The organism is Massilia agri, from assembly GCF_024753255.1.
Taxonomy (GTDB): Bacteria; Pseudomonadota; Gammaproteobacteria; order Burkholderiales; family Burkholderiaceae_D; genus Telluria; species Telluria agri.
In genome coordinates this window covers 233,534-256,544 of the sequence record NZ_JANUHA010000004.1, presented here as the reverse complement: position 1 = coordinate 256,544, position 23,011 = coordinate 233,534, and the positions used below count along the sequence as shown (strand labels likewise).

Annotated in this window: 18 protein-coding genes; 6 read left to right on the top strand and 12 right to left on the bottom strand. The window is 65.2% G+C overall.

The window, feature by feature from the left end; all coding sequences use genetic code 11:
- Positions 1-5 precede the first annotated feature (5 nt).
- Both NX780_RS08210 and NX780_RS08205 read right to left on the bottom strand, forming a co-directional pair.
- Positions 6-2,756, bottom strand: a complete 2,751-nt coding sequence (locus NX780_RS08210) for a TonB-dependent receptor (protein ID WP_258827376.1) — start codon at positions 2,754-2,756, stop codon at positions 6-8.
- Positions 2,757-2,793: 37 nt separating this feature from the next.
- Complete coding sequence (locus tag NX780_RS08205) at positions 2,794-3,753, bottom strand: MurR/RpiR family transcriptional regulator (RefSeq protein WP_258827375.1); 960 nt, start codon at positions 3,751-3,753, stop codon at positions 2,794-2,796.
- Between the two features lie 189 nt (positions 3,754-3,942).
- On the opposite strand from NX780_RS08205, the gene NX780_RS08200 reads away from it, so the two are divergent.
- Together NX780_RS08200 and NX780_RS08195 are read left to right on the top strand one after the other, a co-directional pair.
- Positions 3,943-5,061: a succinylglutamate desuccinylase/aspartoacylase family protein gene (locus tag NX780_RS08200; RefSeq protein WP_258827374.1), complete on the top strand. Its 1,119-nt coding sequence runs from the start codon at positions 3,943-3,945 to the stop codon at positions 5,059-5,061.
- 19 nt (positions 5,062-5,080) lie between these two features.
- Positions 5,081-6,457: a YfcC family protein gene (locus NX780_RS08195; protein ID WP_258827373.1), complete on the top strand. Its 1,377-nt coding sequence runs from the start codon at positions 5,081-5,083 to the stop codon at positions 6,455-6,457.
- Between the two features lie 13 nt (positions 6,458-6,470).
- On the opposite strand, the gene NX780_RS08190 is transcribed toward NX780_RS08195, so the two are convergent.
- On the bottom strand, positions 6,471-7,286 hold the full coding sequence (locus NX780_RS08190; protein WP_258827372.1) for a lipid-binding SYLF domain-containing protein: 816 nt from the start codon (positions 7,284-7,286) through the stop codon (positions 6,471-6,473).
- A gap of 172 nt (positions 7,287-7,458) precedes the next feature.
- On the opposite strand from NX780_RS08190, the gene NX780_RS08185 reads away from it, so the two are divergent.
- A complete protein-coding gene (locus NX780_RS08185; RefSeq protein ID WP_258827371.1) occupies positions 7,459-7,911 on the top strand; it encodes a DUF2214 family protein in 453 nt (150 codons plus the stop codon).
- Positions 7,912-8,024: 113 nt separating this feature from the next.
- On the opposite strand, the gene NX780_RS08180 is transcribed toward NX780_RS08185, so the two are convergent.
- A complete protein-coding gene (locus NX780_RS08180) occupies positions 8,025-9,887 on the bottom strand; it encodes a phosphoenolpyruvate carboxykinase (GTP) (protein WP_258827370.1) in 1,863 nt (620 codons plus the stop codon).
- Positions 9,888-10,216: 329 nt separating this feature from the next.
- Here NX780_RS08180 and NX780_RS08175 point away from each other — a divergent pair, with 329 nt between their 5' ends.
- Complete coding sequence (locus NX780_RS08175) at positions 10,217-11,218, top strand: D-2-hydroxyacid dehydrogenase family protein (protein WP_258827369.1); 1,002 nt, start codon at positions 10,217-10,219, stop codon at positions 11,216-11,218.
- Here NX780_RS08175 and NX780_RS08170 read toward each other — a convergent pair.
- Positions 11,215-11,979, bottom strand: coding sequence for an L-asparaginase (locus tag NX780_RS08170; protein WP_258827368.1), 765 nt, complete (start codon positions 11,977-11,979; stop codon positions 11,215-11,217). The two genes, NX780_RS08175 and NX780_RS08170, sit on opposite strands and share 4 nt — an antisense overlap.
- Positions 11,980-12,117: 138 nt before the next feature.
- Here NX780_RS08170 and NX780_RS08165 point away from each other — a divergent pair, with 138 nt between their 5' ends.
- Together NX780_RS08165 and NX780_RS08160 are read left to right on the top strand one after the other, a co-directional pair.
- On the top strand, positions 12,118-12,603 hold the full coding sequence (locus tag NX780_RS08165; protein WP_258827367.1) for an asparaginase domain-containing protein: 486 nt from the start codon (positions 12,118-12,120) through the stop codon (positions 12,601-12,603).
- 90 nt (positions 12,604-12,693) lie between these two features.
- On the top strand, positions 12,694-14,316 hold the full coding sequence (locus tag NX780_RS08160) for a catalase (protein WP_258827366.1): 1,623 nt from the start codon (positions 12,694-12,696) through the stop codon (positions 14,314-14,316).
- 37 nt (positions 14,317-14,353) lie between these two features.
- On the opposite strand, the gene NX780_RS08155 is transcribed toward NX780_RS08160, so the two are convergent.
- The 7 genes from NX780_RS08155 to NX780_RS08125 all read right to left on the bottom strand — a co-directional run bounded on the left by NX780_RS08155 (position 14,354) and on the right by NX780_RS08125 (position 22,964).
- The gene (locus NX780_RS08155) at positions 14,354-14,974 is read right to left on the bottom strand and encodes a DVUA0089 family protein (RefSeq protein WP_258827365.1); all 621 of its coding nucleotides are present in this window, start codon (positions 14,972-14,974) and stop codon (positions 14,354-14,356) included.
- Positions 14,975-15,164: 190 nt separating this feature from the next.
- Positions 15,165-16,061 carry a recombination-associated protein RdgC gene (locus NX780_RS08150; protein WP_258827364.1) on the bottom strand — a complete coding sequence of 299 codons (897 nt, stop codon included), beginning with the start codon at positions 16,059-16,061 and terminating at the stop codon, positions 15,165-15,167.
- An 89-nt stretch (positions 16,062-16,150) separates the two neighbouring features.
- Entirely contained in the window at positions 16,151-17,263 is a 1,113-nt protein-coding gene (gene dinB / locus NX780_RS08145) for a DNA polymerase IV (RefSeq protein WP_258827363.1), read from the bottom strand.
- 263 nt (positions 17,264-17,526) lie between these two features.
- Complete coding sequence (locus NX780_RS08140; protein WP_258827362.1) at positions 17,527-19,329, bottom strand: S8 family serine peptidase; 1,803 nt, start codon at positions 19,327-19,329, stop codon at positions 17,527-17,529.
- A 315-nt stretch (positions 19,330-19,644) separates the two neighbouring features.
- Entirely contained in the window at positions 19,645-20,580 is a 936-nt protein-coding gene (locus tag NX780_RS08135; RefSeq protein ID WP_258827361.1) for a DUF4189 domain-containing protein, read from the bottom strand.
- A 117-nt stretch (positions 20,581-20,697) separates the two neighbouring features.
- On the bottom strand, positions 20,698-21,441 hold the full coding sequence (locus tag NX780_RS08130) for a LytR/AlgR family response regulator transcription factor (RefSeq protein ID WP_258827360.1): 744 nt from the start codon (positions 21,439-21,441) through the stop codon (positions 20,698-20,700).
- 2 nt (positions 21,442-21,443) lie between these two features.
- Positions 21,444-22,964, bottom strand: a complete 1,521-nt coding sequence (locus NX780_RS08125; protein ID WP_258827359.1) for a sensor histidine kinase — start codon at positions 22,962-22,964, stop codon at positions 21,444-21,446.
- Positions 22,965-23,011 lie beyond the last annotated feature (47 nt).

Below are 23,011 nucleotides of genomic sequence, written 5' to 3'. Positions count from 1 at the left end.
ACGCATCACTTGAACGAGTAGTTCAGGCTCACGTAGGCGCTGCGGCCACGCGGATCGGTGTAGCTCGGATCGTAGCCCGACAAGAAGAAGTAGGCCTGGTTCGAGAACGGTGGATCGTTGTCGAGCAGGTTCAGCACGCCGGCGCGCAGCTTCAGGCTCTTGCTGACGGCCCAGGAGCCGGTCAGGTCCCACAGCGAATAGGCCTTCACGTGGTTCGGCTCGAGCAGCGAATCGGTGGCCGGGTCGTAGGTTGTGTTCTGGTCGGTGTAGCTGGACGAGTACTGGTTCGCGAGCGACAGGGTGGCCGGGCCATGGTCCCATTCGAAGCTGATGCGGTGGCGCCACTTCTGGATCACCTGGTCGTTCAGGAACACGCCCAGGTTGCTGCGGAAGGGCTCCGAAGGGCCGAACTGGCGGTCGTAGCGCAGGATGCGGGTGCCCGACAGGTCGATGCCGAAGCGGCCCCAGGGCCCGCGCTCGGTGCGCCAGTCGGCCGCGATGTCGATGCCCGAGGTTTTCAGGCGTCCCTGGTTTTCCTTCATCAGGAGGATGTTGGAGATGAAGCCGTCTTCGTCGCGCTCGATGTACTTGCCGTTGTAGGAGGCCGGGTTCTCGACGATGACCTGCTCGCCCAGGGTGCTGATCACGTCCTTCTTCGTGATGTTCCAGTAGTCGATCGAGAAGTTGGTCCGTTTATTGAGCTCGAACACGGTGCCGAAAGTGAACTGGCGCGATTTTTCCGGCTTGAGGTCCGGGTTCGAGCGGCGCTCCACGCCCCACTGGTCGGTACACAGGTCGATGCTGCCTTCCTGCGCCACGCACTGCGGGTCGGTCAGGAAGCCGGCGGCGGTGCCGAAGATGGTCGGGCGCTTCAGGTCCGACAGCGAGGGCGCGCGGAAACCCGTGCCGGCCGAGGCGCGCAGCATCACGGCGCTATTCGGCTGGTAGCGCAGGCCGATCTTCGGATTGGTGGTGCTGCCGATCTCGCTGTAGCGGTCGTGGCGCAGCGCGAACTGCATCTCGAGTTCCTTGGTGAAGGGGGCGATCACCTCGGTAAAGACCGAGCTCACGCGGCGCCGGTTGTCCGCGGTCTCGACGTCGAGCAGTTCGCCGACCGGCACGGTGCTGTCGCGGTCGCCCGCGATATTGTTCGACTTGAGCAGCTCGGAGGGCGTGAACAGCTGGTGCTCGCGGCGCAGTTCTCCGCCCACCGCGATCGCCAGGTCGCCGCCCGCCAGCTTGGCGAGCGAACGCGAGATCTTGCCGTCGACCGAGGTCGAGATGCCTTTCGCCACGCGCGCCTTGTCGTTGACCTTGATGCTGTTGATCAGGTCGATGGCGGCCTGCGAAGACGGCGCGAAGGGATTCACCAGGCCGCTGCGCACCGCGGCATCGAACTGGTCGTACAGCACGTAGCCGTTGACGTACTTGTCGATGGCCCGGTTCTCGGCGCGCGAGAAGGCCACATCATAGTCCCAGCCCCGCACCACGCCGGTGGCGCCCAGCACCAGGCGCTGGCCCCGGCTCGTCACCTCGTTGCTGCGGTTGCCCGCTTCCTGCATGCGATAGCGGATGCCGCTGAAGGTGTCGGGCAGGCCGGGCCCGGTGAGCGCGCGGCGCCAGGCTTCGGGCAGGATGCTGACCGGCAGGTTACGGATGCGCACCGGGTTCGGCGACAGCACGTATTTCGACTTTGCTTCGGTCTGTACCAGTTCCGCGAACAGCTGGTTGTCTGGGTTGAGCTGGAAGGTCGCGCGGCCGATGAAGCCGATCTTGCGCGAGTCGGGATAGATCTCGGTGTCTTCCATGAAGTCGTAGCTGCAACCGAGGCGGCCGCCCGGGCCCAGCGGGGCGTAGACGGTGGCGGGTGGGTTGCAGTCCGGCGCGCTCGGGTTGACCCGGCTGGCCGTGCTGCCGGCCGGGATCAGGCCGGCGGCGATCAAGGCGGCGCGCTGGGCGCCCGAGATGTCGACGTTGGCGGGGAAGGTATTGCTCGACATCTGGGCCGGCAGGGTGGTCGCCAGCGGGCGCTCGGCGATGAAGCTGCGCTGGCGCGAATTCAGGCGGTCGAGTTGCTGGAAGTCGAGCACGCCGAAGACGTTGAAGCGGTCGGTCGCCAGGTCGCCGATGCCGCCGCTGATGCTGGCGGTGCGCTTGCCTGCGCCGCCATGCTCGGTACCGGCGGCGGTGGCGGCGAAGTCCAGGCCCGTGTAGTCCTTGCGGGTGATGAAGTTGATCACGCCGCCGATCGCATCGGTGCCGTAGATCGCCGAAGCGCCGTCCTTGAGCACCTCGACGCGCTGGATGGCGCCGGCCGGGATGTTGTTCAGGTCGACGCCGGCGTTGTCGCCGGGCGAAGCGAAGTTGGCCAGGCGCCGGCCGTTCAGCAGGATCAGGGTGGACGAGACGCCGATGCCGCGCATATTGGCGCCGTTCAGGCCGCGCTGGCCCGAGGTGCCGTCCGAGATGCTGGGACCGTCCGTCAGCGGGGCCGTGTTGGCGGCGATGTTGCGCACCAGTTCGGCGGCGGTGGTGACGCCCATCTTGTCGATGTCCTCACGCGTGATCAGCTCCACCGGCAGCGCCGCCTCGGTGTCGAGGCGCTTGATCGAGGAACCGGTGACTTCGACGCGGTGCATCTTCTGCACATCCTGTCCATCCGTCTGCGCCTGCTGCGCCCAGGCCCCGTGGGACATCAGGCCCAGCGCGGCCACGACGCTCGACGCCAGGATGGTCGGCCGCAAGGTAATCGACATGTGCTTCCTCATGCAATGCTCCCTTTTCGAAGATGACTCAGGACTGCTTCACGTTGCGGCGCTTCGGCGCGCCCTCTTTTTTCTGCGTGCTGCCGGTACGAATCTGGTGTTCGCCATACAGGTAGGCTGCGATCGCCTCGGTGTGGCGGGCCGCCTTGGCGACGTTGGCCTTGTTGGAGGTCATGAGGGACACCACCAGCGCCTCGATGACGGCCAGCGCCGCGCTCGAACTGCTGGGCAGCACCGGATGCGCGCTGTGCGCATACAGCACGTGGTGCCCGAGTTCGGCCAGCGGCGAGGCCGGTGAATCGGTGATCGAGACGACGGTGGCGCCGCTGTCGCGCGCGAAGCGGGTGAGCGAGACCGCCGCCAGCGTGTAGCGCGGCAGCGAGATCACCACCAGCACGTCCTTGTCGGTGATGGTGGCCAGTTGGCTGGCCGCGACCTCGGTGCCGCCGGCGGCGGCGACTTCGACCACGTGGCGGCAGAAGGGCTGCAGGTGCATGGCCAGCGCGCCGGCCAGGAAGGTAGACAGGCCGAAGCCCAGCACGTAGACGGTGCGCGCCTTGGTGAGTCCCGCGCCGATGCGGTCCAGCTTGGCGCCGGCCAGGTCGCGGCTGGTGGCCGTGATCGCCGCTTCCGCATAGCCCAGGCTTTCCAGCGCGGGCGAGGCGGGACGGCGTGCGATCGAGCTGCGCAGCTTCTCGACCGGCTGCAGCATCGACTGCAGGGTCTCGGCCACCGCGCCGCGCATCGCCGCGTAGTTTTTGAATCCGAGGTCGCGCGCGAAGCGGCTGATGGTGGCGCTCGACACCTCGCAGGCCTCGGCCAGTTCCTCGATGCCAAGCGCCGTCACGCGCACCTGGTTGCGCAACAGGTAGTCGGCGATATTGCGGTTGGAGGCCGAGCCTTCCGACAGCATGCGCAGCAGGGACTGGCCAAGCGTGGACTCGGCGAAGCCGATGTCGGGTGAGGCGTTGCGCAGGCTGGAAGGCATCGTTTATGTAGGGTGAATGGTTTTCTTTATGACATGCAAATTTCTAAATTTTTTTAAATGTAATCCAGCTTCTGTGGCAAACTCAACAGGAATCTGAAAATATTCTTTCATCGATTCTGGCTGTGTAAAAAAACCTACATACCCGCCGAAGCCCCATGCAGCTGGCATATCGGCGTGTGGAGATTGCGCATGCATATACAGACACACCCGATCGCCACCGAGCCGGGCCTGGCCATGTACCAGCTCACGTCCCGCCACTACGGCACGCCCGGCAGCGGAAAGAAGGCTTATATCCAGGCCTCCCTGCACGCGGACGAAGTGCCGGCGATGTTGGTGGCGCAGTTCCTGCGCCGCAAGCTCGACGCGCTCGATGCCGAAGGCTGCATCCGCGGCGAGATCGTGCTGGTCCCGGCCGCCAATCCCGTCGGCCTGTCGCAGGTGGTGCAGGGCACGCCCTTGGGACGCTTCGACCTCGGCACCGGCGTGAACTTCAACCGCGCCTTCCGCCACGTCGCCGATGAATTGAAGCAGACCCTGGCGGGCCGCCTCGGGCCGGACGCGCAAGCCAACGTCGCCCTGGTGCGCGCCGGCGCGCGCGCCGCAGTCGAACGCTGGGAACCGCAGGACCACACCGAGCTGCTCAAGAAGACCCTGCTGTCGATGGCGATCGATGCCGACATCGTGCTCGACCTGCACAGCGATAACGAAGGCCTGCTGCACGTGTACGCGGGCACGCCGCTGCTCGATAAAGCCGCGCAGCTGTCCGCCCTGCTCGGCGCGCGCGCCCTGCTGCTCTCCAGCGCTTCGGGCGGCGCGCCTTTCGATGAAGCCTGCAGCCGCCTGTGGTGGGAGCTGGCCGAGCATTTCGGAGAAGCCACGCCGCTGCCCCCGGCCTGCGCCGCCGTCACGGTCGAACTGCGCGGCGAGATGGATGTGCGCTACGAGCTTGCGGAGCAGGACGCCAATGCACTGCTGCAGTTCCTGGCGCGCGAAGGGATGATCGAGATGCCGGTGTCAAGGCTGCCCGCTGCCTTGTGCGAGCCCACCCCGCTGGCGGGCGTCGAGCCGCTCTACGCGCCGCAGTCGGGCGTGCTGGTGTTCCTGAAGGCGCTTGGCGAGCAGGTCGCGGCGGGCGAAGCGGTGGCCGACATCGTCAACCCGGTCAGCGGCGCCACCGCCACCGTGCGCGCAACGCAAGATGGCCTGCTGTTCGCCTCCACCGTCCATCGCCACCTGCTGCGCGGCATGCAGGTCTGCAAAATCGCGGGCGCCACGCCCTTCCGTTCCGGTTCCCTATTGAGTCAGTGAGTCGACGATGCGTCTTCGAATGCCCAACACCTTCGTGCTGCTGTTCGCCATCCTGGCCCTGATCGCGCTGGCGACCTGGCTCGTCCCCGGCGGGAAGTACGAGACCCACCTGGTCGACGGCAGGCAGCTGGTCGACCCCGCCTCCTTCCATTACGTCGACAGCAAGCCGCAAGGCCTGGTGGCGCTGTTGAAATCACCGATCAAGGGCTTCGTGGAGTCCGCCCAGATCATCGGCTTCGTCCTCTTCGTCGGCGGCGCCTTCGCCGTGCTGCAGCGGACCGAGGCGATCGACACCCTGATCCGCTCGATCGTGCGCGCGCATGCGCATTCCCCAACGGTGCGCGCGCTCGTGATTCCCGTCTTCGTCACCATGTTCTCGCTGGGCGGCGCCACCTTCGGCATGAACGAGGAAGTGATTCCCTTCATCCTGATCTTCGTGCCGCTGGCGCTCGCCCTGGGCTACGACACCGTGACCGGCGTGTCGATTCCTTTCCTGGGTTCCCAGGTCGGCTTCGGCGCGGCCTTCCTGAATCCCTTCAACGTCGGCATCGCCCAGGGCATCGCGGGCGTGCCGGTGTTCTCGGGCATGGGTTATCGCCTCATCGTCTGGGCCTCAGCGACCTTCGTGACCATCGCCTTCCTGATGTGGTACGCGGCCCGCGTGAAACGCAATCCGGCCCTGAGCCCGACCTATGTACTGGACCAGGCCAAGCGCCAGGAGATGCCTGCCGTGTCCGCGCACGAGCACGAGCGCATGACGCGACGCCATGCTGCCGTGCTGGGCATCTTCGCGCTGACCCTGGGCGCGATGGTGGTGGGCGTGGTGCAGTACGGCTGGTTCATCGACGAGATCGCGGCCCTGTTCCTGGCCATGGCGATCGTGGTGGGCCTGGTCGCGCGCCTCGGCACCGACAACTGGGTGGCCGCCTTCATGCAGGGCGTGAAGGACCTCGCGCCGACCGCCCTCGTGATCGCGATCGCACGCGCCACCATGGTGATCGCGCGCGAGGCCAACATCATCGACACCATGCTGCATGAACTGCTGCCGCTGGTGCAGTCGAGCCATCCGGTGTTCGCAGCCCAGAAGATGTACCTGATCCAGTCGGTGATCAACTTCTTCATCCACTCGGGCAGCGGCCAGGCCGCGCTCACGATGCCGATCATGGCGCCGCTCGCGGACCTGGTCGGGGTGTCGCGCCAGACCGCCATCCTCGCCTTCCAGCTGGGCGAACTGTCCACGCCGATGATCCCGACTTCCGGCATCACGGTCGGCGTGCTGGCGCTGGCGCGCATCCCCTGGCTGACCTGGGCCAAGTGGATGATCCCGCTGCAGCTGATCTACCTGGTGCTGGCCCTGCTGCTGCTCATTCCGCCGGTCCTGATGGGATGGAACTGAGCAGCCGGGCCGGCTAGCGGCTGCGGTCCCGTTCGGAATCGGTCCTGGTGTCCTTGCCTGAAGTCGTGCCGCGCGTGCCGCTGCTGCCCATGCTCGAGGCCGCGCTGCCGCTCGACGTATCGGCCAATGCCTGGCGCAGCATATCGGCCTGGGGATTGGTCACCTTGCCGCTCAGGACATCGCGCGCCGCCACCTGGCGCCGGTAATAGCCGGCCGTTTCGTCTTCGTCGTAGTCGATGTCGGTGACGTTGATGGCCGCGCCGCCGAACAGCCCTTCGGTGTCGGACCAGGCGGTGATATTGCCCCAGCCGGCCGAGCCGGCGCCCTTCTTCGACCAGTCGACCAGGGTCAGGTCGGCGTCGGCGCCCAGCGAGAACTTATTGTTCTGCATGAAGCTGTTGAGAGCCTTCTGGTCGTTGAGCACCAGCGCGATGGCGCCGGCCTGGGCGCCCGCCTGCAGGCCGACGCTGATGCCGCCCATATTGTAGAAGGCGGGATTGCTCCAGGTCTTCCCGCTGCGCACCAGCAGCACGCCCGCACCGCCGCGCGCCCCGACGCCCAGCGCCGCCTCGCCATACTGCGGCACGACGAACACGCCTTTCGAACGCTGCAGCAGCGCGCGCATCTCCGGATTCGCCTGCATCCTGTGCACGACCTGCACGGCCTTGGTGACGTGTTCGGTCGCGTTCCTGGCTTCTTCCTGCTGACGGGCGGTGCCCGGCGTGGCGGCCTGCTTCGCCGAGCCGACCTGGGCGGTGGCGACCCCGGTAGTTCCTGCCAATACCGCGGCAAGCGACGCCGCGGCGAGATGCTTCACGGTCGGATTCATGATGCCCTCCTTCGAGTGGCGTTGAACGGATGGTCAGGCTAAACCCGGCGGCGATCGGATAGCGCCAGTTTGAACGCAGGATAAGGCCTGCAAGCATGACCGGTGTCTTGACAAGCTTGCATGCGCGAGACACATTGGAGGCTTTCTCTCATCCGTTCATCATTCATTCGCCATGATCGATTTCCTCGTCGCCAGCGTCCACCACCTGATCGTCTTCGGCATCGCGGCCGTGCTGGCCGCCGAGCTGGCGCTGATGCGTCCCGCGGCGATGTCGCCGCACACGGTACGCCTGCTGGGACGCTTCGACGCGGCCTACGGACTGCTGGCCCTGGCCATCCTGTTCGTCGGTTTCGGGCGGGTGTGGCACGGCGCCAAGGGGGCGGACTTCTACCTGGACAACCCGATGTTCTGGGCCAAGATCGCCGCCTTTGGCGTGGTCGGCATCCTGTCCATCCGGCCGACCATGCGCATCGCGGCCTGGCGCAAGCGTCTCAAGCTTGATGCCGCCTTCGTACCGCCGCAGGAAGAGATCGGCAAGCTGCGCCGCATCCTGCTGGCCGAGATCCATGTGTTCGCCTTGATTCCGATCTTTGCGGCCGCGATGGCGCGCGGAATCGGCTACTGAGCCGGCCGGCACGCCGGACAATGAAAAAAGGGACAGGCGGTTCATTTGCCTGTCCCTTTTTCATTGGCTGGCGGTCTGTGCCGCTTTCAGCCACTCCCCCTACTCCATGGTCCTTACGCGCCCAGGCGCTGCTCCAGCTGCTGCTTGGTGTCCACCAGTTCCTGCGGCAGGCGGTAGGCCAGCTTGTCGAACAGTTCGCTGTGCAGCTTCAGTTCTTCGACCCAGGCGTCCTTGTCGATCGAGGTGATCTGGGTGAACTGCGCTTCGGTAAATTCCACGCCTTCCCAGTTCAGGTCGGCGTAGTTCGGCGAGGTGCCGAACATGTGCTGCCGGCCTGCCGGGGCGCTGCCTTCGGCGCGGTCCAGCACCCACTTCAGCACGCGCATATTGTCGCCATAGCCCGGCCACACGAAGCTGCCGTCTTCGCCGGTGCGGAACCAGTTGACGCAGAAGATCTTCGGCAGCGTGCCCTTGGCCTCGACTTTCTTGCCGAGGTCCAGCCAGTGCTGGAAGTAGTCGCTCATGTTGTAGCCGATGAAGGGCAGCATCGCGAACGGGTCGCGGCGCACGATGCCCATCTGGCCGGCGGCGGCGGCGGTGGTCTCCGAGCCCATGGTCGCGGCCATGTAGACCCCTTCCACCCAGTTGTTGGCTTCGGTGACCAGCGGCACGGTGGTCGAGCGGCGGCCGCCGAAGATGAAGGCCGAGATCGGCACGCCGGCCGGGTCGTCCCAGGCGGCGTCGATGACCGGGTTCTGGGTCGCGGCGACGGTGAAGCGCGCGTTCGGGTGGGCGGCCTTGGTGCCCGAGGCCGGGGTCCAGTCCTTGCCCTGCCAGTCGATCAGGTGTGCCGGGGCTTCCTTGGTCATGCCTTCCCACCAGACGTCGCCGTCGTCGGTCAGCGCCACGTTGGTGAAGATGACGTTCTCGCGCAGCGAGGCCATGCAGTTCGGGTTGGTCTTGTCGTTGGTGCCCGGGGCCACGCCGAAGTAGCCGGCTTCCGGGTTGATGGCGTAGAGCTTGCCGTCCTGGCCCGGCTTGATCCAGGCGATGTCGTCGCCGATGGTGGTGACCTTCCAGCCGTCGAATGCCTTCGGCGGGATCAGCATGGCGAAGTTGGTCTTGCCGCAGGCCGAGGGGAAGGCGGCCGCCACGTATTTCTTGTCGCCCTTCGGGGACTCGACGCCCAGGATCAGCATGTGCTCGGCCAGCCAGCCGGTGCCGCCGGCTTGGGCTTCCTGGTAGCCCATGTTCGAGGCGATGCGCAGCGCGAAGCACTTCTTGCCCAGCAGCGCGTTGCCGCCGTAGCCCGAGCCGAAGGACCAGATCTCGCGGGTTTCCGGATAGTGGACGATGTACTTGGTGGCATTGCACGGCCACGGCACGTCTTTCTGGCCGGCGGCCAGCGGCATGCCGACGGAATGCACGCAGGGCACGAAGTCGCCGTCGCTGCCGAGCACGTCGAACACGGCCTTGCCCATGCGCGTCATGATGCGCATGTTGACGGCGACATAGGGCGAGTCGGACAGTTCGACGCCGATGTGGGCGATCGGCGAGCCCAGCGGACCCATCGAGAACGGCACCACGTAGAGGGTACGGCCGGCCATGCAGCCGTCGAACAGGCCGTTCAGGGTGCGGCGCATCTCGGCCGGGTCCATCCAGTTGTTCGTGGGGCCAGCCTGCTCTTTCGTGCTTGAGCAGATGTAGGTGCGGTCTTCGACGCGGGCCACGTCCGACGGGTCCGACCATGCCAGGTAGGAATTCGGGCGCTTGGCCGGGTTGAGCTTCTTCATGGTGCCGGCTTCGACCATCTGCGCGCAGAGGCGGTCGTACTCTTCCTCGGAACCGTCGCACCAGTAGATGCTGTCAGGCTTCGTCAGGGCGGCGATGTCCGCGACCCAATTGATGAGCTGCTGGTGTTTGACGTGAGCTGGAACGTTCAGTGCGGCGACGCCGCCCATCACGGGCTGGTTCATAGATACCTCCAATGCCAATTAAGAATACTGTCACGGCAGGATCGTCCGTCTGGCCGTGCCTTAGAATGGCTGGTCGCTCCAGCGGAGCGCGGCGATTACGGCGGTCGTGTCGACGGCCTCGCAGGGAGACCGGAAAGGGTGCTGCAGGGCCCGGCACAAGCGTGTCAAACCCTCAAGAATTGGCCGATTGTACACCCGTAAAACGCCGATTTAGCTCTGCTACTACAAAAAAGTAGTCAAAATTGCCCGACTAATGTAGTAGGCTATTTATGATCTTTTTAGAAGCTGTTATTTCGCTACGCGCAGTCCCTTAACTAGAAGCAACTGACATGAAAATAGCTGTTCTCGACGATTACCAGGACGCCGTGCGCGGCCTTTCCTGCTTCCGCCTGCTCGACGGCCATGAAGTGAAGGTGTTTAACAATTCGGCACGCGGGCTGGGGCAGCTGGCGATCCGGCTGGCGCCCTACGAGGCCCTCGTGCTCATCCGCGAACGCACCGCCTTCCCTGCCGCCCTGTTGCAGCGCCTGCCGAACCTGAAGCTGATCTCCCAGACCGGCAAGGTCAGCGGCCATATCGACGTGGCGGCGGCCACCGAACATGGCATCGCGATCGCCGAAGGCATCGGTTCGCCGGTGGCGCCCTCGGAGCTGACCTGGGCCCTGATCATGGCCGCCAGCCGCAAGATCGTGCCCTATGCGAACAACCTGAAGGAAGGCTTGTGGCAGACGGCCTCGATCAACCCGGTACTCAACGGCCTGGGACGCTCGCTGCGCGGGCGCACCCTGGCGATCTGGGGCTACGGCAAGATCGGGCGCCTGGTGGCGGGCTATGCGCGGGCTTTCGGGATGCGCGTGCTGGTGTGGGGGAGCGAAGGCAGCCGGCAGGCGGCCCAGGACGATGGCTTGGAGGCGGCGGTCTCGCGCGAGGCGCTGTTCTCCCAGGCGGACGTGTTGACGGTGCACCTGCGCCTGCTCGATGCCACGCGCGGCATCGTGAAGGCGGAGGATTTCGCGCGCATGAAACCGGATGCCCTGTTCGTGAATACCAGTCGCGCCGAGCTGGTCGAGGAAGGGGCGCTGGAGCAGGCCCTGCGTTCAGGCCGTCCCGGCCATGCGGCGCTGGATGTGTTCAGCAATGAACCCTTGAAACCGGACTCGCCGCTGCTGCGCATCCCGACGGTGCTGGCCACGCCGCACCTGGGCTATGTGGAGCAGGACAGTTACGAGATCTATTTCCAGACGGCCTTCGAGAACGTCGTGCGCTTCGCCGCGGGGCAGCCGGACAACATCTTCAACCCCGAGGCATTGGGCAAGCGCCAGCTACCTTAACTCTCCTGCTTCAGTTCGGGCTCGCCGGTGAAGCTGGGCCGGCGCACCGGCATCACGTGGGCGCCGCTCCACAGCCCCGCCCAGCCGGGTGGCCAGCCGATGGCCGGGCCCGCGTAGGGCTGCAGGCCGGCCCGCACGGGCACCACCGGCACCGGCGGCGCCTCGATGAGCTTGCCGCCCGCGGGACGCTCCATATTGAGGCTGTACATATAGCCGGGCAGCAGCAACTCGCAGACCTGCGCAAACCAGGCCGTGTGATCTTCGTCGCGCCCGAGCGCCTGCGCCAGGCCCTGCGGGTCGAACTTCGCCAGTGCGTGGATGAGTTCTTCAGTCGTCGCGCCCGGCGAATCGCCCCAGCCCATCACGGGGTTGTTGTTGTAGTCCGCGCCCGAGCCATACCAGCCTTCGCGCCAGGTGCGCTGCATCCAGTTGCGCGGGCCCGTGAACAGGTGCCAGCGCCAGTGCAGGCCGGAGGGCTTGGGCCAGGAATACAGATACAGCTTCTGGTAGCCGGCCTTGTGCAGCTCGCGCACCACGTCCATCAGGCGCGCATGCGGCATGCGGTCCGGCGGGGCGCGGCGGAACAGGATCGGCTCACCATCCGCGTGCTGCACCTCGTCGCTGGACAGGTTCAGGTCGAGGGTGCGGGCTTCGGCCCCGAAGCGCGCCGAGATCCAGCCCGTCAGGAGATTGACGTGGGTGATCACGCCATAGCCTCGATGGCGGTGGAAAATGACGGTGCCTGGTGCGACGGCTTTCATGGGAGAAGAAGGTGAGAAATGGAAAGAAGCGGTGAGTCTACTCATCCGATCCAGACGATTCTAGCGCAGTCACATATGGATACACTACCGTTTGAGGCTATCATTACCCACCTTTTTTCTGCACGTGGACAAACCAACATGACTTTGCGAATCATCGCCACCGGTGGCACTTTCGACAAACACTACAATGAACTGAACGGCGTGCTCGGCTTTGCCGACAGCCACCTGCCGGCCGTGATCGCGCGCTCGCGCATGACCGTGCCGTGCGCGCTGGAGGTGCTGCCCCTGCTCGACTCGCTCGACATGCAGGACCCGGACCGCCAGCGCGTGCTGGCTTCCTGCCAGGCGGCAAGCGAGAAAGCCATCGTCATCATCCACGGCACCGACACCATGCGTGAAACGGCGGCCGTGCTGGGCGCGGCGAAGCTCGGCCAGACCGTCGTGCTGACCGGCGCCATGATCCCCTACGAGATCGCCAATTCGGACGCCCTGTTCAACCTCGGCTTCGCATGCGGCGTGGCGCAAACCCTGCCGGCCGGCGTCTACGTCGCCATGAACGGCCAGGTTTTCCCATGGGATAACGTCACCAAGAACCGCGCCGCCGGCGTGTTCCAGCAGCTGTAAATCCCGTTGTTTTCCGGGAGGCAGCCGCGCGCTGCCTTTCCCGGCCTCTTCCTATACTCATTGTTCCCTACCCCGAATGAGGAGAGAGCAATGAGCGAGCAGCGCCCCATCCTGACCACCCGCCAGGGTCACCCTGTCAGCGACAACCAGTCCCTGCGCTCGGTGGGCGAACGTGGTCCGGCCACGCTCGAAAATTACCAGTTCATCGAAAAGATCACGCACTTCGACCGCGAGCGGATTCCCGAACGCGTGGTCCATGCGCGCGGCACCGGCGCCCACGGCTATTTCGAAACCTACGGCACCATCGGCAGTGAGCCGGCCAGCAAGTACACCAGGGCGCGTGTGCTCAATGAGGTCGGCGTGCAGACCCCGCTCTTCGTGCGCTTCTCGACCGTGATCGGCGCCAAGGAATCGCCCGAGACGGCGCGCGACCCGCGCGGCTTCGCGATCAAGTTCAAGACCGTGGACGGCAACTGGGACCTGGTGGGCAATAACCTGAAAGTCTTCTTCATCCGCGATGCGATCAAGTTCCCGGACATGATCCACGCCTTCAAGCCCGACCCCGTGACCAACCAGCAGGAGCCGTGGCGCTTCTACGATTTCATTTGCAGCCATCCGGAAGCGCTGCACATGGTTACCTGGGTCAAGAGTCCATGGGGCATTCCCGCGACCTACCGCGAAATGGAAGGCTCCGGTGTGAACACCTATAAACTGGTCAACGACCAGGGCGTGGCCCACCTCGTGAAATTCCACTTCGAACCGAAGCAGGGCGTGCGCAACCTCACCGCGCAACAGGCCGCCGAGATCCAGGCCCAGGACACCAGCCACGCCACGCGCGACCTCTACGATGCGATCGAGCGCGGCGACTTCCCGGAATGGGAATTCTGCGTGCAGATCATGAGCGACGGCGAGCATCCCGAGCTCGACTTCGATCCGCTGGACGACACCAAGCGCTGGCCGGAAGAGCAGTTCCCGCTGCTGCCGGTGGGACGCCTGGTCCTGAACAAGAATCCCGACAACGTCTTCGCGGAAACCGAGCAGTCGGCCTTCGGTACCGGCGTGCTGGTGGACGGCATCGACTTCTCGGACGACAAGATGCTGCAGGGCCGCACCCTCTCCTATTCCGACACCCAGCGCTACCGCGTGGGGCCGAACTACCTGCAGTTGCCGATCAACCAGCCGCAGGCGGGCGCGGCGGCGCGCACCAACCAGCGCGACGGCCAGATGACCTTCTACGTGGACGGCCGCGGCGAGGACAAGCACATCAACTACGAGCCGAGCCTGATGGGCGGCTACCAGGAAGCGCCCAGGCCCGGGAAGGAATACCACCAGTGGGTCGAAGGCCACCTGGGCCGCTACCAGACCACCCGCACCGCCGACGACTATGCCCAGGCCGGCACGCGCTACCGCAGCTTCGAGGATTGGGAACGCGACGACCTCGTCAATAACGTCGGGGGCGACCTGAGGAAGTGTCCGGAGCCGATCCAGCTGCGCATGGTGTGGCACCTGTGGCACTGCGACGAGGACTACGGCCGCCGCGTGGCGGAAGTGGCGGGCATCGACCTGGAGAAGGCCAAGGCCCTGCCGCCGCTGCCGGGCAAGCCGGCCCCGCACGAGAAGCGGCAGGGGCCGACCTATTCGAGCGGCAAGCTCGAGCGCGGCGACGGGGGAAGCCGGGAGCCGGCCACCAGCGAAGAGGTCGCCTCGAAGTAAAGGAGACGAAAGCGCCGGGGACGGCGCTTTCACTTTCTTACGCCTTGGCCTTGCGGCGGCGCGCCAGGCCCATGCCTGCCATGCCGGCAGCCAGGATCGCCATGCTCGCGGGTTCCGGGACTTCGTCCGGAATCTCGGCGCTGTTGACGTTCAGGATGTCGAAGGCCCAATGACCGTCGCGCTTGTCGTCCTGGGCGTCGACGAAGCCATCGCGGAAATTGCGATACGCCACACCGTCAAATTCGAAGCCGTCCGCCAGGTCGCCAAGCGAAAAATTATCGAACTGCTGGATCGTCACGATGTAGTTGCCGGCAGCCAGTTCGTGAGTGAAATTCACGTCGTAGCAGGCGTTGGTCACCTCATCGGCCGGAACCAGCGGGCAATCGGCATCGTCCTGTTCGGCGATGCGGATGCCGTCCGCCGAGAACAGGGCCAGGATCGGGTCGAAGCCGCCGCGCGCGATGGTCTGGCCGGCTGCGTTCACGCCGCCCGCATAGGACCAGCTGCGCAGGGTCACGGTCGATGCTTCGGCCAGCGTGAAGTTAAAACGCTGCACATCGTTATCGTAGGTGAAGTTGCCGGTGAAGGAGATGTTGTCTGCCTGGGCGAGCGAGGCGAATCCGAACAGGGCGAGTGCGACGAGTTTCTTGAGTTTCATTAAAGCGGCTCCTTTGGAGAGTTGGTCAAAAGTACGCCGCCGACTTTTAGCAAAGAGTGTGCCTGCCCGCTAAGTCAATGTTAAATAAGAGAAAATGTTTCACGGCACAATTGAAATGTAAAACTGCTCGACAGTACCGTTTGGGAGAGTTCACCCGGGCTGCATATGCAGCCCGGGTGACAGGGATGAATCAGGCCTTGGCTTCGCCGCCCAGGGCCTCGACGACGTCGGCCAGCAGCTTGGCCAGCTCGCCCGTCATCAGGGTGATGTCGTTGTCGAAGCGCTCGTCGTCGCTGTAGGTGACGGCTTCGCCTTCCTTGATCACGTCCAGCGGCTTGATGCTCTTGATCGCCAGCGACTCGGTCAGCACGAAGCTGATGCGGTCGTTCCAGGTCATGGCCAGGCGGGTGCACTGCTTGCCGGCGGCGATGTGGCGGCGGATGTCGTCCGGTTCCAGGGTGTGCTTCACGTAGCGCACGGCCGCACGGCTTTCGCCGGTGGCGCGCAGTTCGGTGTCCTGGTCGATGGTGAAGCCGTACGGCGCTTCGTCGGCCTCCAGCCAGCCGGTCATCACGGCCACCGGGGATTTCTGCACGCGCAGCGATTCGAGCGGCATGCGGTCCACGGCTTTCAGCAGCATCTTGATGACGTCGTCCGCTTTTGCCGGGCTGGCGGCATCGACGACCAGCCAGCCGTTGACCGGGTCGATCCAGACCCAGACGTTGCTGCGGATCGAGAAGGCGCGCGGCAGCAGTTCGTCGGCCACGCGTTCCTTCAGGTCCTTCATTGCCTTCTTGCCGGGCGGGAAGCCCTGCTGTTCTTCCAGCTCGGCGGCCTTGGCCTTGGCGACCTGGTTGATGACCGAGCTCGGCAGCAGCTTCTTCTCGCTGCCCAGCATCATCAGCATCTGCTTGTTGACGACGTGGACCAGCTTGCCGTTACCGCGTGGCGAATCCCAGCCCTGGCGCAGCAGCTCGTTGCTGCTGGCGGGCGTGAAAGCCTGCGACTGCAGCGCTTCTTCCATCTGTTCCGGGTTGAATGCCCAGGGAGCGGGCAGGCGATAAATCTGGAGATTCTTGAACCACATACGCTTGTTATCCGATTGTTTCCAAAATTCTGGGGAACGACATTCTACGCTGCTCAGCGGCAATTTAAGCCGGGACCGGTGCGAAAAAATTACTCTGTTGTCGAGTCGCCAACGGCCTCGACGATGGCTTGCGGCAGCGCGTCCTCGAACAGCCGCAATTGTTCGACCATCTCCGTATCGCTCAGCCGCACGCCGACGCCCAGCAGGCGCACCGGGCGGCTGGCGCGTGCCCAGCCGGTCTCCATCAGGCGCGCATAGGTCGGAATATGTGGTGCATAGCCAACACACTCGACCGTCGTCTGCTGGAAGTCTGAGAACTTGATTTTTACGAAGAGCTTGTTGATGAATTTTTCGGCACCGTTGCGCTTGATGCGCCGGAGCAGATGCTCGTAGAGGTCAGGCAGCAGGCGCAGGCAGGCTTCCAGGTCGGGCACGTCCGGCGTATAGGTTTCCTCGGTGCTGATCGACTTGCGCTCGCGCGAGGTGTTCACTTCGCGCGTGTCGACGCCGCGGCAGAGGTTGTACAGGCGATAACCAAAACTGCCGAAATGCTCGGTCAGCCGCTCAATGGGCCAGCTGCGCATGTCGCCGCAGGTCTGCAGGCCGAGCCGGTTCATCTTCTCGGCCGTCACCTTGCCCACGCCATACAGCTTCTTGACCGGCAGCGCGGCGACAAAGGCGTCGACCTCTTCCGGGCGCACCAGGAACAGGCCGTCCGGCTTGTTCCAGTCGCTGGCGATCTTGGCCACGAACTTGTTCGGCGCCACCCCGGCCGAGGCGGTGATGCCGACGGTCTCGAAAATGCGGCGCCGGATCTCCTGCGCGATCAGGGTGGCGCTGCCCTTGCAGTGCGGGGAGTCGGTGACGTCGAGGTAGGCTTCGTCGAGCGAGAGCGGCTCCACGAGTTCCGTGTAGTCGCGGTAGATGTCCATGATCTGGCGCGAAGCGATCCGGTACTTTTCCATCGCCGGCGGGATCACCAGCAGGCTCGGGCACAGTTTCATGGCCTGGGCGGTGGCCATGGCCGAATGGATGCCGTAGCGCCGCGCCTCGTAGTTGCAGGTGGCGATCACGCCGCGCTGGTCGGGACGACCGCCGACGGCGAGCGGACGCCCGCGCAGCGAAGGATCGTCGCGCATCTCGACCGATGCGTAGAAACAGTCGCAATCGCAGTGGATGATTTTACGGAGCGGAGCGTTCACACGGGCGGCGGGGCCGACTACTGTAATTGCATACAGTATCCGTTGAAAGTGGAGTTATTGCAATACGTAGGGTGGACGGGTCTCTCCCGTCCGCGCGTTCAAACAGTCGGTGAGTAGCCCATGCGCGTCCATGCGTCGGTTGGTTGAACGCGCGGACGGCAGAGCCGTCCACCCTACGAAACCCCAAAAAAGAACGCGCGGCATGCCGCGCGTTCCCGGATGAAGGCGGCGCAAGGGGAGCAGCGCCGCTTCGTCCTAGACCGTTACCAGGAGAGTTTCAGGCTGTACTTGCCGTTGGTCGAGCCGGTGCCGCCGCTGTAGTACACCACGCGCACGTAGCGGGTCGAGGTGGACGATCCGGTATTGGCGCTGGTGACGCTGTCGACCGCGCCGGCCGGATTCTCGCTGGCGCCCAGCTGGCTGCCGGAGCTGTTGTACACGTACAGGTCGTAGTCGGCGCTGCTGCTGCCCGGGGTCATGACGGCGCTCAGGGTCTTGCCGGCCGGCAGGTCTACGCGGAAGTAGTCGCTGTCGGTCGTGCTGCCCATGTTGCCGTTGACGGTGGTGCCGGTGGTCGAGACCAGATCCGCCGTACCCAGCGTGTTGTTCGACTCGGATTCGCTGATCGTCGGGCCGGTCGGCGTGGTGGTGCCGCCGATCGCCGCGTTCACGGCGGCGGTGGCGTCCACGATGCCGGTGCCGCAGCCCGAGCAGGTCGCCGGGAAGGCGCGCGCGCTCGACTTCAGCATGCTTTCGATCTGGTCCGGGGTCAGGGTCGACTTGGCCGCCAGCATCAGCGCGGCCACGCCGGCCACGTGCGGGGTGGCCATCGAGGTGCCCTGGTAGCCGGCGTAGTTGTCCGAACCCGGCGCATTGGTGCCCGAATTCAGGGTCGAGATCACGCTGTAGCTGCCGTCGCCGCCCGGGGCTGCGACGTCGACCAGGGTGCCGTAGTTCGAGTAGGACGCACGGCCGCCGGTCTTGCCGGTTGCCGCGACCGCGACCACGCCCGAGCAGTTCGCCGGGCTGGCGTTGCTGACGTTCATGTTGTCGTTACCGGCCGCCACCACCACCACCGCGCCGCGCGAGCGGGCGCCGTTGATGGCGTTCTGGGTGGTCGTGTCGCAGGCGCCGCTGCCGCCCAGCGACAGGTTCAGCACCTTGGCCTTGTTGGCATTGGTCGGCACGCCGCTCACGGTGCCGCCCGAGGTCCAGGTGATCGCGTCGGCGATGTCCGAGGTGTAGCCACCGCACTTGCCGAGCACGCGGGCCGGGACGATCCTGGCGTTGTACGCCACGCCGGCCACGCCCAGGCTGTTGTTGGTGCGCGCGGCCACGGTGCCGGCCACGTGGGTGCCGTGCCAGCTCGAGTTCGAGGCCGGCGAGCCTGCATAGCATTCGCCTGCGACCACGCGGTCGCCCGGGTCGCTCGCATCGGTGTCGCGGCCATTGCCGTCGTTGCCGATGGTGGCGCTGCTGATGAAGTCATAGCCCTGCAGGATCTGGCCGCTCAGGTCGGCGTGGGGGCGGTAGCCGGTGTCGATCACGGCCACGACCACGCCGGTGCCGGTCGACTTGTCCCAGGCGGTCGGCAGGCGCAGGCCGCCGACCGAGTCGGTGTAGTGCCACTGCTGGGCGTAATACGGGTCATTCGCCGTCGCCATGTGGGTCATGATGCGGTCAGGCTCGGCGTACTCGATGTTCGGGTCGCGCGCCATCATCTCGGCGGCCAGCTTCTTCACCTCGTCCAGGTGCTTGCGGCCATTGAGCTTGAACACGCGGGCGCCGGTCGAGATCGCGTGGCTCTCGCTGACCAGCATGCCAAACTCCTGGCCGGCGCGGTCGAGGCGGGCCTTGCGGTCGGCGCTCAGGGCAGTGGCGACGCGCGCCTTCGCCTGGCCGACGGCCTTCGATGCCGGGACGGCATCCTTGTACTTCACGATAATGCGGTCAGTCTCCAGGATGAACTTCTGCTCCGCCGCTCCGGCCGCCGTGGCGGCAAGCGCCAGCGAGACCGCAGCGCACATCTTCAACATGGCAGGATGAATCGAACGCGTTTGCTTCATGTTTCTTCCTCATTGTGATGTTTTTCCGTCAAGCGAAATGACCCTCGCCCGTGTCGTTGTCAACCGAGGTTCAACCGGAACAGATTCCGGGTCAAACCCGTGCCGTCTGTATGCGGCGGAAATGAGCGTACTCCGAAAGGAAGAGCTTGCGCGCGACAATTCGATACAATTTCGGCGTATTAACAACAGTAAACCGTCCCAATGTTGAAGAAACCTATTTTCTTCGGCGAAACGTTAAATTTGGCAAATATCGTATGCCACAATTATATTGACATTTCTCAAAACGACTTGCTCAGCAATAAGGTATAGGGCCACTCAGCCGCCGCAACTGGAGGTATCCCATTTCCAGTTGTTGGTGAACGGATCGAGTACCCGGGGAGCTTCCCAGCGTTCGGTATGGCCATTGGCGAAGGTGCGCACGCAGCTGCCGTTGACGCAGCGGTTGGTGCAGCTCAGCGTCCGGCCGCGTGGCGGCGCCGACGGACGGGATTGCGCTGCGCGTTCCCTGGCCAGGGCCGTCTGGGCGAAGACCTTGTCGAAAGTCGCCGGCTGGGGGCGCGGTCCCGCATTCTCGGTGACGCGAATGATCTTGCATGCGTCACCGGGGGCCGAATGCTCGCGGCACCGTGCCATTGCCACCTTCTCCGCCTCCGACCGGCTCCGCTCGAGCTGGTAGGAGGTATAGCTCGACGACGACACTGCAACGCGTGTCCATGCACCCCAGTTGGTCTGCACCGCGCATCTGGCAGCGGCGTCTTTCAAGTCCGCCGCGCATCCATCCAGGGCGACCTGGCGAGCCTCTGCTTCGCGTTCGTAGCCGTAGGCATAGAACTGCGACACCAGATTGCCCTTTGCGTCTTCCGCAGTCGCCCAGGCGAGCCACTCGCCGCCCGGTTCCCAGTACAGGGCCATGAAGGCGCAGTCCTTCGATTGCTTGCGGCACTCCTTCATGGCCGCGGTACGGGCCAGTTCCGGCGTGTCACGCATGACGACCGTCGTCCTGCCCGGGCTCTTGGCGATGGCGATTGCAGCGGGCTTGCTGCCCCATACCATGAGCTGGCAGTCCTCGCCGCGCTCGCGGCATCCGGCCAGCGCCTCTCGCTTTGTTTCTTCGACGTCCCTTCCTTCGGTAACGGTATACGTGTGGCCATTCGATGCCTTGGCGACTGCAGCGGCGGCCCGCGCAGAGCCCGTGTTGCCGGCAAGGACCAGGGACAGGAGGGAGACAGCGAGGATGCGGTAGGGATGCATGATGAACTCTCGTGAAATGCAGGAGTCGTCATCATTTCCCGAGAGCATCTTTTGCGCCAGACCATCCGCGACGGATGCGGCAAATGCCGGAATGGATGCGCCATTCCGGGGAATTGATCACATCTGGCGCAGGGCCGGCTGGGACTGGAAACCGGCGCTGACCTGCAGCACCTCGGGCCTGCCTTTCAGGCGGATCTCGACCTGCCCTTCGCGGCGGTAGATCGCTTCGATGCGGCGGCGGTTGACGATGGCGCCGCGGCTGATCTGGATGAACTCTTCCGGGTCGAGCTGGGCCGCCAGGTCCTTCACGGGCACCCGGATCAGGGCTTCGACCTGGCTGGTCGCGACCTTGGTGTACTTGGCGTCGGACTGGAAGAAGATGACTTCGTCGACCGTGATCACGCGCACCATGCTGCCGACCGAGGCCTGGATCCAGGACAGGTAGCGCGGCGCCTGCACGGGCGCCGCGGCCGGCGCCCGCTGCGCGGCCGGCGTCGCGGACTGGTCGAGCCGGCAGCGCAGCCGTTCGATCGTCTCCAGCAACCGTCCCCGGTTGAGCGGCTTGACCAGGTAGTCGACCGCGCCGACGTCGAAGGCGTCCAGCGCATGCTGGCCGTAGGCCGTCAGGAAGACGATGGCGGTGCCCGGGGGACGCATCCTGGCGACGTCGAGACCCGTCGCCTTGGGCATATTGATGTCGAGGAAGGCGACATCCGGGGCATGCTGGCGCAGCGCGGCCAGGGTCGCCGCGCCGTCGCCCGTTTCGGCCACGATGGCGAGTTCCGGCCACAGGTCGGCCAGCGCCTCCTTCAGTTCGGCCAGCAGCAGCGGTTCGTCTTCGGCCAGCAATGCGGTGGGCATGTTCAGTCTTTCCTTTCCTGGAGGGGGATCACGATGGTGGCGGTGAAACCGGCGCCCGGCTCGGCGCCCACTTCGAGCCAGGCCGCGCTGCCGAACATGGCCTCGAGGCGCTGGCGGATGTTCGACAGCCCGACGCCCGTGCCGCCCACGCTCGACAGGCCGGCGCCGTTGTCAAACACGCGCAGGCGCAGCCGGCCATCGGCGCTCGATGCCGACAGCACGATCTCGCCCTGCTCGCTGCCCGCGATGCCGTGCTTGATGGCGTTCTCGACCAGCGAGATCAGCATCGCCGGCGGGAAGGGATGCTCGAGCAGCTCGTCGGGCAGGATGAAGCGGTAGGACAGGCGTTCGCCCATGCGGATCTTCATGATGGCGAGATAGTGCATGGCCAGGTCCATCTCGCGCACCACGGTCGAGTCCTCGGCGCGCAGGTCGTCCATGGCGCTGCGCAGGTAGGCGATCAGGTGGTCGAGCATGTCTTCGCCGGCCTCGACGCTGCTGCGGTAGAGGTGGCGCACGTTGGCCAGGGTGTTGAACAGGAAGTGCGGTTCGATCTGGGCCTGCAGGATGCGCAACTGGGTTTCGACCGCGCGGCCATGCAGGGCATCACGCTGGCGCTCGGCTGCCACTTTGGCGAGCTGGTCGCGCAAGGGGACCAGCAGCTGCGTCTCGATGTACTTCATCTGCGCCAGGGCGTCCAGCGGCGTGGCGAACAGCTCGACCTGGTGCCAGCCGCCGCGCAGCACGGAGCGCACCACGACGCGCCGGCCTGCGCCCTCGTCCGGGCGCAGGGAAACCAGCAGCTTCATCGGGCAGTTCGACCACACGAGTTCATATTCCGGGCTTCCCGCATGCTCGCGCACATGCAGGCGCGGATGCGGGCTGTACAACATGCGTCCGAGGCCCGGCATGCTGCGGTCGGTCAGGCGTTCGACCATGGACGAAAGGGTATGGCGCAGGTCATCGCTATCGGCGCCGACCCGCAGTTCGCGCCGCGTCAGGGTGCCCTTCGCGGCCGCCAGCACCGCGCCTGGCGTATTGCCCAGGGCATGCAGGCGCCACGCACCGATCAGCATGCTCAGCGCCGGCATCATCAGCGCGAACAACAGCACCGTCAACCAGGTGCTGCTCTCGAAAATATAGTCGATGACGCCGCGCTGGGTGTCGTGATCGCCCACCACGCCGAGCAGGACGATCATGCCGCCACCCACCGCCGCCGCCGTAACGGCGAAGACGAGGATTTCGGCCACCGCCTGCAATTGCAGGGCCAGTGCGTAACGCACCAGCGGACCCACATCGGCCCGTTCGCCACCGTAGCGGGATGCGAAGCCCAGATACACGAGCTGGACGGCGACCAGGGTCAGGAAACCGCCAAAGCGGCCATGCGGGATATCCAGGCCGAGCGGTCCGGCGAACAGGGAAAATCCGGCGACGACCGTGCCGGACAGGGCAGCCAGGACCAGGCCGGTAAGGACCAGGACACTGACCAGGCTGGATTTTGCTTGCGTGAGTAAGGTAGACATCGACATTCCAGGAAAGTGGCGGGAATCGACATCTTTACTAGGCGCAA

Excerpts from the sequence above, each read along its gene's own strand:
- NX780_RS08195 (WP_258827373.1), top strand. The coding sequence starts at position 5,081 with ATGCCCAACACCTTCGTGCTGCTGTTCGCCATCCTGGCCCTGATCGCG.
- NX780_RS08180 (WP_258827370.1), bottom strand. The coding sequence starts at position 9,887 with ATGAACCAGCCCGTGATGGGCGGCGTCGCCGCACTGAACGTTCCAGCT.
- NX780_RS08205 (WP_258827375.1), bottom strand. The coding sequence starts at position 3,753 with ATGCCTTCCAGCCTGCGCAACGCCTCACCCGACATCGGCTTCGCCGAG.
- NX780_RS08140 (WP_258827362.1), bottom strand. The coding sequence starts at position 19,329 with ATGAAGCAAACGCGTTCGATTCATCCTGCCATGTTGAAGATGTGCGCT.
- NX780_RS08125 (WP_258827359.1), bottom strand. The coding sequence starts at position 22,964 with ATGTCTACCTTACTCACGCAAGCAAAATCCAGCCTGGTCAGTGTCCTG.
- NX780_RS08155 (WP_258827365.1), bottom strand. The coding sequence starts at position 14,974 with ATGAAACTCAAGAAACTCGTCGCACTCGCCCTGTTCGGATTCGCCTCG.
- NX780_RS08150 (WP_258827364.1), bottom strand. The coding sequence starts at position 16,061 with ATGTGGTTCAAGAATCTCCAGATTTATCGCCTGCCCGCTCCCTGGGCA.
- NX780_RS08185 (WP_258827371.1), top strand. The coding sequence starts at position 7,459 with ATGATCGATTTCCTCGTCGCCAGCGTCCACCACCTGATCGTCTTCGGC.
- NX780_RS08160 (WP_258827366.1), top strand. The coding sequence starts at position 12,694 with ATGAGCGAGCAGCGCCCCATCCTGACCACCCGCCAGGGTCACCCTGTC.
- NX780_RS08165 (WP_258827367.1), top strand. The coding sequence starts at position 12,118 with ATGACTTTGCGAATCATCGCCACCGGTGGCACTTTCGACAAACACTAC.
- NX780_RS08135 (WP_258827361.1), bottom strand. The coding sequence starts at position 20,580 with ATGCATCCCTACCGCATCCTCGCTGTCTCCCTCCTGTCCCTGGTCCTT.
- NX780_RS08130 (WP_258827360.1), bottom strand. The coding sequence starts at position 21,441 with ATGCCCACCGCATTGCTGGCCGAAGACGAACCGCTGCTGCTGGCCGAA.
- NX780_RS08210 (WP_258827376.1), bottom strand. The coding sequence starts at position 2,756 with ATGTCGATTACCTTGCGGCCGACCATCCTGGCGTCGAGCGTCGTGGCC.
- NX780_RS08170 (WP_258827368.1), bottom strand. The coding sequence starts at position 11,979 with ATGAAAGCCGTCGCACCAGGCACCGTCATTTTCCACCGCCATCGAGGC.
- NX780_RS08200 (WP_258827374.1), top strand. The coding sequence starts at position 3,943 with ATGCATATACAGACACACCCGATCGCCACCGAGCCGGGCCTGGCCATG.
- NX780_RS08190 (WP_258827372.1), bottom strand. The coding sequence starts at position 7,286 with ATGAATCCGACCGTGAAGCATCTCGCCGCGGCGTCGCTTGCCGCGGTA.
- NX780_RS08175 (WP_258827369.1), top strand. The coding sequence starts at position 10,217 with ATGAAAATAGCTGTTCTCGACGATTACCAGGACGCCGTGCGCGGCCTT.